14 protein-coding genes are annotated in these 15,608 nt (G+C 69.7%); 2 read left to right on the top strand and 12 right to left on the bottom strand.

The genetic code is table 11. The features are described from left to right. Positions 1–7: 7 nt before the first annotated feature. The 3 genes from IE244_RS16375 to IE244_RS16365 form a co-directional block, all read right to left on the bottom strand. A complete protein-coding gene (locus IE244_RS16375; RefSeq protein WP_191874258.1) occupies positions 8–1,012 on the bottom strand; it encodes an FKBP-type peptidyl-prolyl cis-trans isomerase in 1,005 nt (334 codons plus the stop codon). 142 nt (positions 1,013–1,154) lie between these two features. Further along, positions 1,155–2,516: a Pup--protein ligase gene (gene pafA / locus IE244_RS16370; protein ID WP_191874257.1), complete on the bottom strand. Its 1,362-nt coding sequence runs from the start codon at positions 2,514–2,516 to the stop codon at positions 1,155–1,157. A 9-nt stretch (positions 2,517–2,525) separates the two neighbouring features. Continuing rightward, entirely contained in the window at positions 2,526–3,785 is a 1,260-nt protein-coding gene (locus tag IE244_RS16365) for an MFS transporter (protein WP_191874256.1), read from the bottom strand. Positions 3,786–3,909: 124 nt separating this feature from the next. Here IE244_RS16365 and IE244_RS16360 point away from each other — a divergent pair, with 124 nt between their 5' ends. Further along, on the top strand, positions 3,910–4,932 hold the full coding sequence (locus tag IE244_RS16360) for a LacI family DNA-binding transcriptional regulator (RefSeq protein WP_191874255.1): 1,023 nt from the start codon (positions 3,910–3,912) through the stop codon (positions 4,930–4,932). Positions 4,933–5,038: 106 nt separating this feature from the next. Here the strand turns inward: IE244_RS16360 and prcA are convergent, their stop codons facing one another. The 6 genes from prcA to arc form a co-directional block, all read right to left on the bottom strand. Next, the gene (gene prcA, locus IE244_RS16355; RefSeq protein WP_031162099.1) at positions 5,039–5,791 is read right to left on the bottom strand and encodes a proteasome subunit alpha; all 753 of its coding nucleotides are present in this window, start codon (positions 5,789–5,791) and stop codon (positions 5,039–5,041) included. Positions 5,792–5,853: 62 nt separating this feature from the next. Continuing rightward, a complete protein-coding gene (gene prcB / locus IE244_RS16350; protein ID WP_191874254.1) occupies positions 5,854–6,699 on the bottom strand; it encodes a proteasome subunit beta in 846 nt (281 codons plus the stop codon). Next, positions 6,651–6,827 (bottom strand): endonuclease domain-containing protein, encoded by a 177-nt coding sequence (locus tag IE244_RS16345; protein ID WP_229854160.1) that lies wholly within the window; start codon positions 6,825–6,827, stop codon positions 6,651–6,653. Before IE244_RS16345 ends, prcB begins: the two co-directional genes overlap by 49 nt. 239 nt (positions 6,828–7,066) lie before the next feature. Further along, on the bottom strand, positions 7,067–7,285 hold the full coding sequence (locus IE244_RS16340) for a ubiquitin-like protein Pup (protein ID WP_191874253.1): 219 nt from the start codon (positions 7,283–7,285) through the stop codon (positions 7,067–7,069). Positions 7,286–7,469: 184 nt separating this feature from the next. Beyond that, positions 7,470–8,981, bottom strand: coding sequence for a depupylase/deamidase Dop (dop, locus tag IE244_RS16335; RefSeq protein WP_373305749.1), 1,512 nt, complete (start codon positions 8,979–8,981; stop codon positions 7,470–7,472). Positions 8,982–9,213: 232 nt separating this feature from the next. Then, on the bottom strand, positions 9,214–10,980 hold the full coding sequence (gene arc, locus IE244_RS16330; protein ID WP_031162109.1) for a proteasome ATPase: 1,767 nt from the start codon (positions 10,978–10,980) through the stop codon (positions 9,214–9,216). 530 nt (positions 10,981–11,510) lie between these two features. Between arc and IE244_RS16325 the strand changes: the two genes are divergently transcribed. Further along, positions 11,511–11,813, top strand: coding sequence for a ferredoxin (locus IE244_RS16325; protein WP_191874251.1), 303 nt, complete (start codon positions 11,511–11,513; stop codon positions 11,811–11,813). A gap of 19 nt (positions 11,814–11,832) precedes the next feature. Here the strand turns inward: IE244_RS16325 and IE244_RS16320 are convergent, their stop codons facing one another. The 3 genes from IE244_RS16320 to IE244_RS16310 all read right to left on the bottom strand — a co-directional run bounded on the left by IE244_RS16320 (position 11,833) and on the right by IE244_RS16310 (position 15,500). After that, on the bottom strand, positions 11,833–12,414 hold the full coding sequence (locus IE244_RS16320; RefSeq protein WP_191874250.1) for a hypothetical protein: 582 nt from the start codon (positions 12,412–12,414) through the stop codon (positions 11,833–11,835). Positions 12,415–12,644: 230 nt separating this feature from the next. After that, on the bottom strand, positions 12,645–13,547 hold the full coding sequence (locus IE244_RS16315) for a tRNA (adenine-N1)-methyltransferase (RefSeq protein ID WP_031162116.1): 903 nt from the start codon (positions 13,545–13,547) through the stop codon (positions 12,645–12,647). Between the two features lie 162 nt (positions 13,548–13,709). After that, positions 13,710–15,500 carry a site-2 protease family protein gene (locus tag IE244_RS16310; protein ID WP_191874249.1) on the bottom strand — a complete coding sequence of 597 codons (1,791 nt, stop codon included), beginning with the start codon at positions 15,498–15,500 and terminating at the stop codon, positions 13,710–13,712. Positions 15,501–15,608 lie beyond the last annotated feature (108 nt).

Below are 15,608 nucleotides of genomic sequence, written 5' to 3'. Positions count from 1 at the left end.
CCCCCGGCTACATCGCCGCGAGAATGTCCACCGTGAACACCAGCGTCGAACCCTTCTTGATGACACCACCACTGGGCGGAGTGTCGCCGTAACCCAGCTCCGGCGGCACCACCACCAGCACCCGGCTGCCCACCTTCTTGCCGGTCAGCCCCTGTGCCAGACCCTTGACCGCCTGCTGCATCTGCTCCAGCGAGAACTGGCTCAGCCGTCCCGAGCCGTACGTCCGCTGGAAGGTCTTCCCGCCGTCCCACACCAGCCCCTGGAACTGGCACAGCACCGCCTGGTCCGCCTTCAGCTCCGGGCCGTCGCCCTCCAGCACATACGTCGACACCAGCTTCTTCGGCGGATCCGTCTTCGGGACGGTCACCTTGGGCACATCGCCGTCGGTGTTGGTGCCCACCTTGGGCAGCGCGGCGTCGGTCTGCGGGACCGGCTTGCCCGTGGCCGAGCTCTTGGAGTTGAACGACTCGATCACGTCGATCACGAACACCAGTGTGTCCGTGCCCTTGATACCCGCCTGCGCGTTGCCCTGCTTGCCGTACCCCCAGGTGGGCGGCACCGCGATCTGGACACGGCTGCCGACCTTCTTGCCCGCCAGCGCATACCGCCAGCCGTCGATCACGGTGCCCTGGGCGAGCTGCAGCACCAGCGGGCGCTTCTTGTCGTAGGAGTTGTCGAAGACCTTGGCCGTGTCCCAGATCTGCCCCAGATAGTCCGCCCGGACGAAGTCGTTCTCCGCGATCGTCCGGCCGCTGCCCGCGATCACCGTCTTCACCGCCAGGTTCTTCGACGGCTCACCCGGCCCCTTGGCCACGGTCGGCTTCTCACCGAACTTCGTGCCCGCCGTGATCGCCGGCAACGGCCCCTCCACGATCTTCGGCGGAGGCGGCGTGGACACCGACGGCGACGGTGAGGCACTCGCCTTGCTGGAGTCGGACTTGCCGTCACCGCACCCGGCGACAGTGACCAGTCCTGCGGGTACGGCAGCGAGGAGGAGGGAGCGTCGGCGCACGGAAGAGCCTCGTAATCGGTCGATCCTGTGATGGCGTGCGCGCAACTCTACGGTGTGAGAAGGGCGCCGTACGGGAAACGTACGACGCCCGTGTGGCGTTCCGGCATTTCACACCCGAAACGCTTGACTCACCCGCTTTCCCCTACATTCCGGCGATCAGCTTCTCCACCCGGTCGTCCACCGAGCGGAACGGGTCCTTGCACAACACGGTGCGCTGCGCCTGGTCGTTGAGCTTCAGGTGCACCCAGTCGACGGTGAAGTCCCTGCGCTGTTCCTGGGCCCGCCGGATGAAGTCACCGCGCAGCCGGGCGCGAGTGGTCTGCGGCGGAACCGACTTGCCCTCGAAGATCTTCAAGTCGTTGCAGACCCGGGTCGCCTGACCCTTCTTCTCCAGCAGGTAGTACAGACCACGACGGCGGTGGATGTCGTGGTAGGCGAGGTCTATCTGGGCGACCCGCGGATGCGACATGGTCATGTTGTGCTTCGCCCGGTACCGCTCGATGAGCTGGTACTTCATGACCCAGTCGATCTCGGTGGCGATCCGGTCGAGCTCCTCGCTCTCGATCGCGTCCAGCGTGCGGCCCCACAGCTCCAGCACCTGCGCGACCGTGCCCGTGCGGATCCCGCGGCGGTCGCAGAAGTCCACGGCCTTGTCGAAGTACTCGCGCTGCACCTCCAGCGCCGAGGCCTCCCGCCCACTGGCCAGACGCACCTTACGGCGGCCCGTGATGTCATGGCTGACCTCGCGGATCGCCCGGATCGGGTTCTCCAGGGTCAGATCCCGCATCACGGTGCCCGCCTCGATCATGCGCAGCACCAGGTCCGTGGCACCGACCTTCAGCAGCATCGTCGTCTCGGACATGTTCGAGTCACCGACGATGACATGCAGCCGGCGGTAGCGCTCGGCATCCGCGTGCGGCTCGTCACGGGTGTTGATGATGGGCCTCGAACGGGTCGTCGCCGAGGACACGCCCTCCCAGATGTGCTCCGCGCGCTGACTGACGCAGTACACCGCACCGCGCGGCGTCTGCAGCACCTTCCCCGCCCCGCACAGCAGCTGCCGCGTCACCAGGAACGGGATGAGGATGTCCGCCAGCCGGGAGAACTCCCCGTGCCGCGCCACCAGATAGTTCTCGTGGCAGCCGTAGGAGTTGCCCGCCGAGTCGGTGTTGTTCTTGAACAGGTAGACGTCGCCCGCGATTCCCTCCTCGTGCAGGCGTCGTTCGGCGTCCACCAGGAGTCCTTCGAGAATGCGCTCGCCGGCCTTGTCGTGGGTGACCAGTTCGATCACGTTGTCACATTCGGGTGTCGCGTATTCCGGATGTGAGCCCACGTCGAGATAGAGCCGGGCGCCGTTTCGCAGAAAGACATTGCTGCTGCGGCCCCATGACACGACACGGCGGAAGAGGTACCGCGCCACCTCGTCAGGAGACAGGCGCCGCTGTCCCCTGAACGTGCACGTGACGCCGTACTCGTTCTCCAGCCCGAAAATGCGGCGGTCCATGACTGAACATTACGCCCGATCCCCTGAGCTGAAACGGGGTTCGACAGCACGATTTGGATCATTTTCCGATGAAGACGCAACGACCCCGCCCCGCGCGGGAGCTGCGAGGACCCGTCCCGTGCCGAGCAGCACCAGCAGCGACACGGCCCCCGCCGCACCCGGAACCGCGAAACCCCACACCGTGCCACCGGCCTGGACCACCGGCCCCGCCACCCCCGTACCCACCGACGCACCCACCGTGAACGTCGTCACGAGCCAGGAGAAAGCCTCGGTGACCGTGCCGCTCGGCGCGTGCCGGTCCACGATGATGAACGCACACGCGATACAGGGCGCCAGGAACACCCCCGACACCACCGCCAGCAGCACCATGGCCACCGGACCCGGTGTCAGCGTCAACGGCAGATAACACACCGCCAGAAGCGCCACCAGCACCCGCAGTCGCCGCTCGGGCACCCCCGCCCACTGACGAGCCCCGTACACCGTGCCGCCGACCAGCGCCCCGAGCCCGAGCCCCGCCAGCATCCAGCCGTAGACCGCGTCACCTCCATGACCGTCCGCGTACGACACCGACGCCACCGTGATCGAACCCAGCGCGATACCGACGAACACGAACGCGCCGAGCAGCGCCAGCAGCCCCGGTGAGCGCAGCGCACCCAGCCAGTGCGCCTCACGCGGAGCCGACCGCCACGCGCGCGAAGGCGGCGAGGCCACCACCGACAGCGCGCCCAGCACCCCCAGGAGGTTCAGCACCAGCAGGGCGGCACGCTCGTCCCACAGCGCCGCGCACAGCGTCACCAGCAGCGGTCCCACCATGTACATGATCTCCTGTGCGATCGCGTCCATGGCGTACGCGGTGTGCACCTGCTCGTCCCGGCGCAGCACCGACGGCCACAACGCGCGCAGGCCGCCCTCCAGGGGCGGCGTGAACAGACCGGCCGCCGCCACCGCCCCGTACGCGAGCGGCAACGGATCGGTGCCACAGCACGCGAAGAGCGTCATCGACAGCGCCGCCAGCACGGCCGCCGGCAACTGGACGCGGGGCTGGCCGTACAGGTCGACCAGCCGGCCCAGCACCGGCTGGCCCACGGCGTTCGCCACGCCGTAGACCGCGGCGAGAGCGCCGGCGAGGCTGTAGGTGCCGCCCTCGGCCCGGACGAACACCACCAGGGCGATCGCGGCGGTCGCGTTGGGCAGCCGGCCCACCAGCGTGCCGGTGAGCAGCCGCAGCGCGTGCCTCGCCCGGAGTATCTCCAGGTATCCCGTGGCCATGTGTGCTGCCCTCCAGCGACTCACCCCGGGGCACTGGCTCGCCCCGACGTTGTACGTATAACTTCCTCTCCCATACGTACCATGAGCGCTGTTCCCCGTCCAGACGAACAGGAGCAGGCCCACGGTGGCACGCAGCAGCACGCGCCCGACCAGCCGGGACGTCGCCCAGGCGGCCGGGGTCTCCCAAGCCGCCGTCTCACTCGTACTCGGCGACAAATGGCGCGGCCGCGTCTCCGAAACCACCGCCGAACGCGTCCGCGAAGCCGCGCGCGACCTCGGCTACCGCCCCAACCTCGCCGCCCGCAACCTCCGCCTCGGCCACACCCGCACCGTCCTGCTGGTCGTCCCCGCGCTGACGACGGAGTTCTTCGCCGGCGTCTACACCGGCGCCGCACGGGTCGCCGCCGCACACGGCTTCGGCGTCGTCCTCTACCCCTCCCCCGAGGGCATCGGCCCCGCCCGCGACCCCTTCGCCTCCGCACAAGCCGCCCTGGACGGCGTCATCGCCTCCTCCATGGCCGCCGACGCCCTCACCGCGATCCGCGGCGACCAGCTGCCCCTCGTCATGCTCGACAGCGACCCCAGGGGCAGCCTCGGCGCCGCCACCGTCAACCTCGACATCACCGACGGCGTCCGCCAGATCACCGAACACCTCCTCGGCCTCGGTCACCGCCGCATCCTCCACCTCGCCGCCGACGTCCCCTCATGGACCTTCGAGATCCGCGCGAGCGAACTGGCCGCGCGCATGGCGGCCGTACCCGGCACAGAGATCCGCACCGCCCGGGCCCCCATCTCCATCGAAGGAGCCCTGGCCGCCACCGAGACCGCGCTCACCACACCGGGCCCCCGGCCCACCGCCGTCGTCTGCGACGACGACAAACTCGCCGCCGGCGCCTACAAGGCCCTGCGCCGCCTCGGCCTGCGCATCCCCGACGACATCTCCGTCACCGGCTTCGACGACCTCGGCCTCGCCACCGCCATCGACCCGGAGCTCACCACCGTCCGGCTCGACGCCGAACTGTTCGGGGAACGCGGCATGCGCGCCCTCCTTGCCGTCCTGGAGGACCGCCGGCCCGAGGCCGGGGACATCCCCGTCGAGCTCGTCGTACGGTCCTCCACAGCCCCGCCGAGCGCCGGCCAGGCCTGACCGCCGCGCCCGCCGCCCCGCCGCCCCGCCGCCCCGCCGCCCCGCCGCACAGCATGGTGCCCCGGCCGAAGACCGGCCGGGGCACACAAACGGGCGAGACCCGGGACTACTCCTCCTCGGAGTTCTCCTCCTCGGAGCTCTCCGCCTCCGTCGCCGCACCGTCCGCCTCCAGCAGACGCGCCAGCTGACGGCCGACGATCCGCTTGAACTTGCGCTTCTGCGGACGCGTCCGATCCAGCACCGCCACCTCCAGACGCTCCGCGGGAATCTCCCGCTCGCTGCCGTTGGTGTCACGCGACAGGGACTGGACGGCCAGCTTGAGCGCCTCCGCCAGACTCATGCCGTCACGGTGACGCTGGTCCAGGTAACCGCTGATCTGCTCCGCGTTACCGCCCACCGCGACCGAACCGTGCTCGTCCACGATGGACCCGTCGTGCGGCAACCGGTAGATCTGGTCGCCCTCCGGGGTCTCCCCCACCTCGGCCACGACCAGCTCCACCTCGTACGGCTTCTCGGCCGCCGAGGAGAAGATCGTGCCGAGCGTCTGGGCGTAGACGTTGGCCAGCCCACGCGCGGTCACATCATCACGGTCATAGGTGTAACCACGCAGGTCGGCGTAGCGGACACCACCGATCCGCAGGTTCTCGTACTCGTTGTACTTGCCGGCGGCCGCGAAGCCGATCCGGTCGTAGATCTCGCTGAACTTGTGCAGCGCCCGGGACGGGTTCTCACCGACGAACACGATGCCGTCGGCGTACTGCATGACCACCAGGCTGCGGCCACGGGCGATGCCCTTCCGGGCGTACTCCGCCCGGTCGGCCATGGCCTGCTGGGGTGAGACATAGAACGGCGTCGACACCGGTTATCCGTCCCTTTCTGTCATGGTCACTGGATCACCTCGATGAGAAGCGGGGCCCGCACTCAGAGCAGGGCGGCCTTGGGGCCGTCGGGCTCCTCCAGGCGCTTCTGCAGCACCGCGCGGGCGAGCTCTGAGGACTCGTCGTCCGTCAGCCGGCGGAAACCGTCCTCGGTGATCACGGTGATGATCGGGTAGATCCGGCGGGCGACATCGGGACCACCGGTCGCCGAGTCGTCGTCAGCCGCGTCGTACAGGGCCTGCACCACCAGCGTGGTCGCCTGCTCCTCGGTCAGGTCGGCACGGTACAACTTCTTCATCGCACCACGCGCGAAGATCGAGCCGGAACCCGTCGCCGCGAAGTTGTGCTCCTCGCTGCGGCCACCCGTCACGTCGTACGAGAAGATGCGGCCCCTCTCCCGGTCCACGTCGAACCCCGCGAAGAGCGGCACCACGGCCAGCCCCTGCATGGCCATGCCCAGATTGGACCGGATCATCGTCGACAGCCGGTTCGCCTTGCCCTCCAGCGACAGCTGGGCGCCCTCGACCTTCTCGAAATGCTCCAGCTCCAGCTGGAAGAGCTTGACCATCTCCACGGCCAGGCCGGCGGTACCGGCGATACCGACGGCGGAGTACTCGTCCGCCGGGAACACCTTCTCGATGTCCCGCTGGGCGATCACATTGCCCATGGTCGCCCGCCGGTCACCGGCGAGCACCACGCCCCCGGGGAAGGTGACGGCCACGATGGTCGTGCCGTGCGGCGCCTCCAGCACGCCCTGCGTGGGCGGCAGCTGCCGCTTGCCGGGCAGCAGCTCGGGCTGGTGCTCGGAGAGGAAGTCCATGAAGGAGGAGGACCCTGGCGTCAGGAAGGCAGCTGGTAGACGCCCGGTGCCACGAGTATTGGCTTCCACGAGTTTCCTTCCAGATAGGCGGCGGCCCGGCACACGGGGCCGGGGTTGTCACCCAACTTGCCGATGGCCGAGTTGCAGTTGAAGCACAGTACGCCTCGGACCCTACCCGTCTTGTGGCAGTGATCCACATGCACGGGCCGGGCATCTCAACAGATCGCGCACAGGCCCCGCCGAGCGGCGGTCATCGCGTCACGCCCGGCTTCGGTGAGGCCGCCGTGCGCTCACGGCGGGAGACCTGCGAACGGTCACGCATCGCCTTGTGCCGCGCGAACGCTGCCCGCGGCCTGTGCTGCCTGCACCGCGAACAGCGCTTCACGCCATCTTCGCTTCCCAAGCCCAGATTCCCCCGCAACCTTCAATACGAAGGCTACTGACCGCCCTTCTGTACGAACGAGCGGACGAAGTCCTCCGCGTTCTCCTCAAGTACGTCGTCGATCTCGTCGAGGACGGAGTCCACGTCATCGCTCAGCTTCTCGTGGCGCTCCTTGAGGTCCTCCGAAGCCTGCGCGTCCTGCGTCTGCTCCTCGACCTGGTCGGTGGAGTGCGTCGCCTTCTGCTGACCGCCGCCGGTGTCCTTGGTTGCCATAACCCTCACCCCGCTCAGTTCGCCTGCCGATCGGTGATGATCAGACCCTACAAGCCGGGTCCGACATCGGCCCCGCAGTTTCCACAACGTGCGGGGGCCATCTCGATGATTCCCGGGCGGGGGGATTTCCACCCTGTCCGCCCGGGGCGGTACGAGTACCCGCTGGTCTCGCCGTTGATCGCGCTCAGCCGCCCGACAGGACCCTGACCAGGTCTTCCGCCGTGCGGCAGCGGTCCAGCAGTTCCTTGACGTGATTTCGCGTTCCGCGTAGTGGTTCCAGGGTTGGGACGCGCTGGAGGGAGTCCCGGCCGGGCAGGTCGAAGATGACCGAGTCCCAGCTGGCCGCGGCCACGTCGTCGGCGTACTGCTCCAGGCAGCGGCCTCGGAAGTAGGCGCGGGTGTCCTCCGGGGGCTTCGTACGGGCCTGGTCGACCTCGGACTCTGCCAGGAGGCGCTTCATGCGGCCGCGGGCCACCAGGCGGTTGTAGAGGCCCTTCTCGGCGCGTACGTCGGCGTACTGGAGGTCGACGAGGTGGAGGCGGGCGGCGTCCCAGTCGAGGCCGTCCCGGCGGCGGTAGCCCTCCATCAGTTCGCGCTTGGCCACCCAGTCCAGCTCGCCGGCGAGACTCATGGGGTCGTTCTCGAGCCTGGTGAGGGTGTCCTCCCAGCGGCTCAGGACGTCCTTGGTCTGTTCGTCGGCGTCGGCGCCGTAGCGTTCCTCGACGTATTTGCGGGACAGCTCGTAGTACTCCATCTGGAGCTGGACGGCGGTGAGGGTGCGGCCGCTGCGGAGGGTGACCAGGCGCTTGAGGCCGGGGTCGTGGGAGACCTGGTGGAGGGTGCGTACGGGCTGGTCCACGGCCAGGTCCACCGCGATGAAGCTGTCCTCGATCATGGACAGGACCAGGGCGGTCGTGCCCAGCTTGAGGTAGGTCGAGATCTCGGAGAGGTTGGCGTCGCCGATGATCACGTGCAGGCGGCGGTACTTCTCCGCGTCGGCGTGCGGTTCGTCCCGGGTGTTGATGATGGGCCGCTTCAGGGTCGTCTCCAGGCCGACCTCGACTTCGAAGTAGTCGGCGCGCTGGCTGAGCTGGAAGCCGTGTTCGTGGCCGTCCTGGCCGATGCCGACGCGGCCGGCTCCGGCGAAGACCTGGCGGGAGACGAAGAAGGGGGTGAGGTGGCGCACGATGTCCGAGAAAGGGGTTTCCCGCTTCATCAGGTAGTTCTCGTGCGTGCCGTAGCTGGCGCCCTTGTTGTCGGTGTTGTTCTTGTAGAGGTGGATGGGCTGGGCGCCGGGGAGCTGGGCCGCTCGTTCGGCCGCTTCGGCCATGATGCGTTCGCCGGCCTTGTCCCAGAGGACGGCGTCGCGGGGGTTGGTGACCTCGGGGGCGCTGTATTCGGGGTGGGCGTGGTCGACGTAGAGCCGTGCACCGTTGGTGAGGATGACGTTGGCGAGGCCGATGTCCTCGTCGGTGAGCTGGCTGGCGTCGGCGGCCTCCCGGGCGAGGTCGAAGCCTCGCGCGTCTCGCAGCGGGTTCTCCTCCTCGAAGTCCCAGCGGGCCCGGCGGGCCCGGTGCATCGCCGCCGCGTAGGCGTTGACGATCTGGGATGAGGTGAGCATGGCATTGGCGTTGGGGTGGCCGGGGACGGAGATCCCGTACTCCGTCTCGATGCCCATTACTCGCCGTACGGTCATGCGGCCCTCCTTGCCCGGCGGCACCCTCGGTCGAGGGCGCCGCTCACGTACCGCTGGCGCTCCGGTGCGTGTGCGGTGCCCGTCCCCGCACTGCGCGACTCGGCGGTAGGAACGAGCCTAGAACGCCTTTGCGCTGGTGGGGAGATCATTTGCGTCATTGCCTGCTCCGGTCGTGGCCAGAAAAACAGTCGGCTGCGGGTACCCGGCGAGGGCACCCGCAGCCGCCCTGCTTTTACAGGTACTGACCGGTGTTCGCCACCGTGTCGATGGAGCGTCCGGTGTCCGCGCCCTGCTTTCCGGTGATGAGGGTGCGGATGTAGACGATCCGTTCACCCTTCTTCCCGGAGATGCGGGCCCAGTCGTCGGGGTTGGTGGTGTTGGGCAGGTCCTCGTTCTCCTTGAACTCGTCCACGCACGCCTGGAGGAGGTGGGAGACGCGAAGGCCCTTCTGGCTCTTTTCGAGGAAGTCCTTGATCGCCATCTTCTTGGCGCGTCCGACGATGTTTTCGATCATGGCGCCGGAGTTGAAGTCCTTGAAGTAAAGGACTTCCTTGTCGCCGTTGGCGTAGGTGACTTCCAGGAAGCGGTTCTCCTCGGATTCGGCGTACATCTGCTCGACCGCCGTCTGGATCATGCTCTGGACGGTGGTGGCCTTGTCGCCGCCGTGCTCGCCGAGGTCGTCGGTGTGCAGCGGGAGGCGTTCGGTGAGGTACTTGCCGAAGATGTCCTTGGCGGCTTCGGCGTCGGGGCGCTCGATCTTGATCTTCACGTCGAGGCGGCCGGGGCGCAGGATGGCGGGGTCGATCATGTCCTCGCGGTTGGAGGCGCCGATGACGACCACGTTCTGCAGGCCTTCCACGCCGTCGATCTCGGCGAGGAGCTGGGGGACGATGGTGTTCTCCACGTCCGAGCTGACGCCGGAGCCCCGGGTGCGGAAGAGGGATTCCATCTCGTCGAAGAAGACGATGACCGGGGTGCCCTCGCTGGCCTTCTCCCGGGCACGCTGGAAGACGAGGCGGATCTGCCGCTCGGTCTCGCCGACGTACTTGTTGAGCAGCTCGGGGCCCTTGATGTTGAGGAAGAAGCTCTTGCCGGCGGCCTGGCCGGTGACCTCGGCGACCTTTTTGGCCAGCGAGTTCGCGACGGCCTTGGCGATGAGCGTCTTTCCGCAGCCGGGGGGGCCGTAGAGCAGGACGCCCTTGGGCGGGCGCAGCTCGTGCTCCTTGAAGAGGTCTGGGTAGAGGTACGGCAGCTCGACCGCGTCGCGGATGGCTTCGATCTGGTTGCCGAGGCCGCCGATCTGCTCGTAGCCGATGTCGGGGACTTCTTCGAGGACGAGTTCTTCGACCTCGCTCTTGGGGACGACCTCGTAGACGTAGCCGGAGCGGGGTTCGAGCAGGAGGGCGTCGCCGGGCCGGATGGTGACGTCCAGCAGCGGCTCGGCGAGCCGTACCACCCGTTCCTCGTCGGTGTGCCCCAGGACGAGGGCACGTTCGCCGTCCTCCAGGATCTCCTTGAGGGTGACGATGTCGCCGACGCGCTCGTACTCCATGGCTTCGACCACGTTGAGCGCTTCGTTGAGCATGACTTCCTGGCCGCGCCGCAGGTCGTCGAGGTCGACGCTGGGGCTGACGTTCACGCGGAGCTTGCGGCCGCCGGTGAAGATGTCGGCCGTGCCGTCCTCGTTGGCCTGCAGGAAGACGCCGAAGCCGGCGGGCGGCTGGGCGAGCCGGTCGACCTCTTCCTTGAGGGCCACGATCTGGTCGCGGGCCTCGCGGAGGGTATTGGCCAGCCTTTCGTTCTGGGCGGACACGCCGGCCAGGTTCGTCTGCAGCTCGACGATCCGCTCTTCGAGAATCCTCGTGTGTCGCGGAGAGTCGGCGAGCTTGCGTCGCAGGACGGCGATCTCCTGCTCAAGGTAGGCGATCTGCCCGGCCGGGTCGTCGGACCCTCGTCCCGGGCGGATGCCGCGGTTCATGTCGTCGTCGTGGGCTGCCACGGTCCTCACCTCCTCCAAGGGGAGCTGGACGCTTCCAGACCCTACCTGGGTGGGTGTCGATTGAAACCCCTAGATCACAAAGACTGTCAAGGTGTGTCGTCGGTCACCCGGTGCGCTCTCCCTCGCACGGAGGGGATACCCACTCAACGTGATGGGGAAGCAGCTTGTTCCGGGCATTGCGTGGTCAAAACCCTTCAGGACTGGCCGGAGTTGTCCGGTGGGGCGGGTTGGGCCGGTGTGCGGGCAGCACTCGGGGCGCTCGCGCGTTCCTCACGCAGAGCGACGGTTCGCACGGGCGGTGTCACGGCCGGCCCGGCTGGAAGTGGTGGGTGCCGGGGCGCGGACGCCCTTGTGCTGGTCGGGCGCTGGTACCCGAGTGGGGTGGGAGGGAAACCCGTGGCGGTGGAGTCCGGGTGGAGCGTGGGCGGAGAACGGCCGGAGGTAGGGTCGGGGGTGTTCAACAGCCGCTGGTGCGGACCCGGCTGGCCCGTGCGGCGCCGGTTCCGTCCGGCGATTCGACGGCAGGAGAGGTGACCGTGCAGCAGGAGGCCCCGGGTGGGGAGGCGCTGGAGGTCTGGATCGATCAGGACCTGTGTACCGGCGACGGGATCTGCGCCCAGTACGCCCCCGAGGTGTTCGAGCTGGACATCGACGGGCTGGCCTATGTGAAGGGCGCGGACGAGGAGCTGCTGCAGAGCGCCGGGGCGACGACGCCGGTGCCGCTGCCGCTGCTCGCGGACGTGGTGGATTCGGCCAGGGAGTGTCCCGGCGAGTGCATTCATGTGCGCCGCGTCGGGGACGGGGTCGAGGTGTACGGGCCCGACGCGGAGTGAGTCCGGGCCGGGCCCGCTGTCAGACGCTGTGGGCGTCGGCGGGGGTGGAGCGGATGAACGCGCTGCCGTTCCAGTGCCATTCGACCGGGGTTTTCAGGTCGGGGCAGCAGTTGGGGACGGCGTCGGAGGAGTAGCCGAGCAGGGTGGCGCCGACGGTTCGTGCCCGCAGGGAGAAGTCGGTGACGGTGAGCCGGTCCTTGGGGTCGACGAGGGTGGCGACGATGCGTGGTGTGCCGTTGTCGGTGGACCGGGTGAGGACGTAGACGCCGTCGGGCGGGGTGCCCATGGCGGAGTCGCAGTGCACGACCGCGACTGTTTCCGGTCTGCCGTCGCCGTCGAGGTCTCCGGTGGCCTTCTTGGCGACCACGGCTTGCACGGGTCCGCACCGGAGCGGGAAATCCACGCCGGTGGTGCCGGGCGGTGGGACGGCGGCGTGGGCGGATGTGGTGTGTGTGCCGGGGGCGGCCTGGGCGGCCGTGGCCGATCCGGGCTGTACGACGGAGGAGAGGGCCACGACACCGGCGACGGCTGTGGCGGTGGCGACCCAGTGGATGGGCCGGGTGTGGGTGTGGGCGAGCTCCGGAACGGCGGATTGCTGCACTAGGAGTGTCTCCTGTGAGGAGGGCTGTGCCGGTGGGGGGTGGCCAGCATGGTGCCACACGTCACAGTGCGGGGGAACGGCGGGGTCCGGGATTTCCGCAGGCGGGGGGGGCTCACCGGCGGGGGCTGGGCGTCCTGGTGCCGTGTCAACGTGCGGGCGCCGTGCCCGAGTTCCCGTGGGTGCGGGGAACTCGGGCACGGCGCCCGTGCGTTGTGCTGTGTGGGGGTCGGTCAGCGGCCGGTGCCGCCGTCGGCGTTGGGGCCGGCGTAGTCCTCGCCGTAGGCGCCCTTGGCGGGGCGGCGGCGGCGCATGGGGGGCTCGACGCCGTCGGCGAGGCGACGGGCGGTGAGCAGGAAGCCGGTGTGGCCGATCATGCGGTGGTCGGGGCGGACGGCGAGGCCCTCGATGTGCCAGTTGCGGATCATCGTCTCCCAGGCGGTCGGCTCGTTGAAGCAGCCGATCTCGCGGATGGACTCGACGGTCCGGGCGAGCTGGGTGGTGGTGGCCACGTAGCAGCAGAGGATGCCGCCGGGGACGAGGGCCTTGGAGACGGCCTCCAGGCATTCCCAGGGGGCGAGCATGTCGAGGATGACGCGGTCGACGTCGGTGTCGGACAGGTTGTCCTGGAGGTCGCCGACGGTGAGCTGCCAGGCGGGGTGCGGGCCGCCGAAGTAGCGCTCGACGTTCTGCTGGGCGATCTCGGCGAAGTCCTCGCGGCGCTCGTAGGAGTGCAGCATGCCCTGGTCGCCGATGGCGCGCAGCAGGAAGCTGCTGAGCGAGCCGGAGCCGACGCCGGCCTCGACGACGCGTGCGCCGGGGAAGATGTCGGCGAAGGCGAGGATCTGCCCCGCGTCCTTGGGGTAGACGACGGCTGCCCCGCGGGGCATGGACAGGACGTAGTCGGGGAGCAGGGGGCGCAGCGCGAGGTAGGCGACGTTGCCGGTGGTGCGGACAACGCTGCCCTCGGGAGCGCCGATCAGTTCGTCGTGCGGGAAGGAGCCCTTGTGGGTGTGGAAGTTCTTCCCGGCTTCGAGCGTGAACGTGTAGTGGCGACCCTTGGGGTCGGTCAGCTGTACCTGGTCCCCGACCTTGAAGGGCCCGCGCCTGCGGGCGGCACCGGTCGGTTCGGACATGTGACCAGACTACCGGTTCCCTGCGGGGGTCTCCGACCAGTGGAGGGGGGCGGGGGCCTGCGGTGCGTGCGGAGGGCGCGGGCCGTGGGTGGCCCATCGCGCCGGTGACCGTACGGGGGCACCGCCCCGCGCCCGAGGCGGGGCGCGCTCCGGCCGGGGGTGCTAGGGGGTGGGCCTTGCCATCGCCTTGACGAAGGCCCGCTCCACGTCCGCCGCCGACAGGACGCCGTAGATCTCGCCGGTCTCCTCGACCACCAGGTACTCGGTGGCGGGGGTCGCGCGCAGGACGTCCAGGAGTTCTTCTCCGGCCAGCTCGGCGGAGACCCGCATGCCGTCGCTCAGTTCCTGGGCGAGGCCGCTGACGGGGACCCAGGGGCGGCGGTGTTCGGGTACGCCGACGATGGCGGACTCGCGGACCAGGGAGAGGGGGTTGCCGTGGGCGTCGACGACGACCAGGGCGCGGGCTCCGGCGGCGTTGGCGCGGCGCAGGGCTTCGGAGAGCGGGGTGTCGGTCTCGACCGGTACGGCGCGCCGGGTGAGGGCGCGGGCGCGCAGCTCGGGAAGGTGTTCGCGCAGGCGGGCCATGCGCAGGCTGTTGCCGGCACCGGTCCAGATGATCGCGGCGAGGATGGCCGCGAGCAGGGCGTCGGTGACGGTGTCCATGCCGCGTGCGTCCGCGCTGTCGCCGCCGAGGGCGCCGGACTGGTTCAGCAGGGGCAGGCCGATCAGGACGGTGACGGCGAGCGCGCGGCCGACCCAGGCGGCGGCGACTGTGCCGCTCATGGGTTTGCCGGTGATCTTCCAGACGACGGCGCGGAGCATGCGGCCGCCGTCCAGGGGCAGGCCGGGCAGGAGGTTGAAGATCGCCACGATGAGGTTGGAGATCATAAGGCCGGCGAGCAGGACGCCGGGGACGGTGCCGGGCTCGACGGGCTTCATGGCGAGGTAGAACAGCCCGGCGAGGACGAGGGAGAGCAGGGGGCCGACGAAGGCCAGGACGAATTCGCGGCCCGGGGTCTCGGCCTCCTTCTCGATCTCGGAGACGCCGCCGAAGAACTGCAGCTGGATGCGGCGGACCGGGAGTTTGAAGCGGATCGCGGCGACCGTGTGGGCCAGTTCGTGGACCAGGACGGAGGCGTAGAAGGCGACGGCGAAGAAGAGGGAGACCAGGTAGCGGGCGGCGCCCAGCTCGGGCAGCACGCGGTCGAGCTGGCCGCCGAAGACCCAGGTGATCAGGGCGGCGACGAGGAACCAGCTCGGCGCGACGTACACCGGCACGCCGAAGGGCCGTCCCATGAGGATGCCCCCACCGGGCTCCTTGGGCCGCGGCCGCGGGGGTTCGCCCTTGGCGATGCCGGAGTGGGCGAGCGACCTGTGCTCGGGTTCTGGTCCGCGCGGGGTGCCGGTACCGGGTGCCGGGGCGTCTTCGGGGTGGGTGGGGGGCGGGGCGGGCGTGCCGTGGGCCTCGGAGCTCGTGCCGTCCGCCTCGGAGCTCGTGCCGTCCGCCTCGGAGCTCGTGCCGTGGGCCTCGGAGCTCGTGCCGTGGGCCTCGGAGCTCGTGCCGTGGGCCTGGGATCCCGTGCCGCTGGTGTCGCCGGTCGCGGTGCCGGGCTCGTCGGCGCCCCCGAGGGTCCCGCCGGCGGTGTCGCCCGTCGCGCTGCCGGCGCCGGTGTCCTCCGGGCCGTCGCCGTCGGGGGTCCGCTCCGCGGGCGGGGCGTCGCCCGTACCCGTGGCCCTCGTGACGCCGGTCGTGCCGTCGGCGTCCGTGTCGGCGGTGGTTTCGGGGGCGGTCGCGTCACCGGTGTTCTCGGCGGCTGGGCGCGCGGCGGGTTCTTCGGGCTCCGGGCCGGCGTGGTGGGTGGGGCCGGTCGTCGGGGCCGTCGGACCCGCGGGGTGCTCGGCCGGCTCGTCTTTGCCGGACCGCGGCTGCCCGCTCCCGCCGCTCACGTCCACGGTGTCCCCTCGTTCGAAGCGTCTTCCGCACCTGCCGGACGGAAGGGTCTCTGGTCGATGGTATGCGGCCGTGGTGGCGCGTTTCGCCCCGGCACCCCTTGTGTTCGC

Origin of the sequence: Streptomyces filipinensis (assembly GCF_014649495.1) — a bacterium.
GTDB lineage: Bacteria > Actinomycetota > Actinomycetes > Streptomycetales > Streptomycetaceae > Streptomyces > Streptomyces filipinensis.
Note: the sequence above shows the minus strand (reverse complement) of the source record. Positions and strands in the feature narration are given on the sequence as shown.

Coding starts and splice junctions, on each gene's coding strand:
- IE244_RS16365 (WP_191874256.1), bottom strand. CDS start 3,785: ATGGCCACGGGATACCTGGAGATACTCCGGGCGAGGCACGCGCTGCGG.
- pafA (WP_191874257.1), bottom strand. CDS start 2,516: ATGGACCGCCGCATTTTCGGGCTGGAGAACGAGTACGGCGTCACGTGC.
- dop (WP_373305749.1), bottom strand. CDS start 8,981: ATGACCGTACGGCGAGTAATGGGCATCGAGACGGAGTACGGGATCTCC.
- IE244_RS16315 (WP_031162116.1), bottom strand. CDS start 13,547: ATGTCCGAACCGACCGGTGCCGCCCGCAGGCGCGGGCCCTTCAAGGTC.
- IE244_RS16340 (WP_191874253.1), bottom strand. CDS start 7,285: ATGGCAACCAAGGACACCGGCGGCGGTCAGCAGAAGGCGACGCACTCC.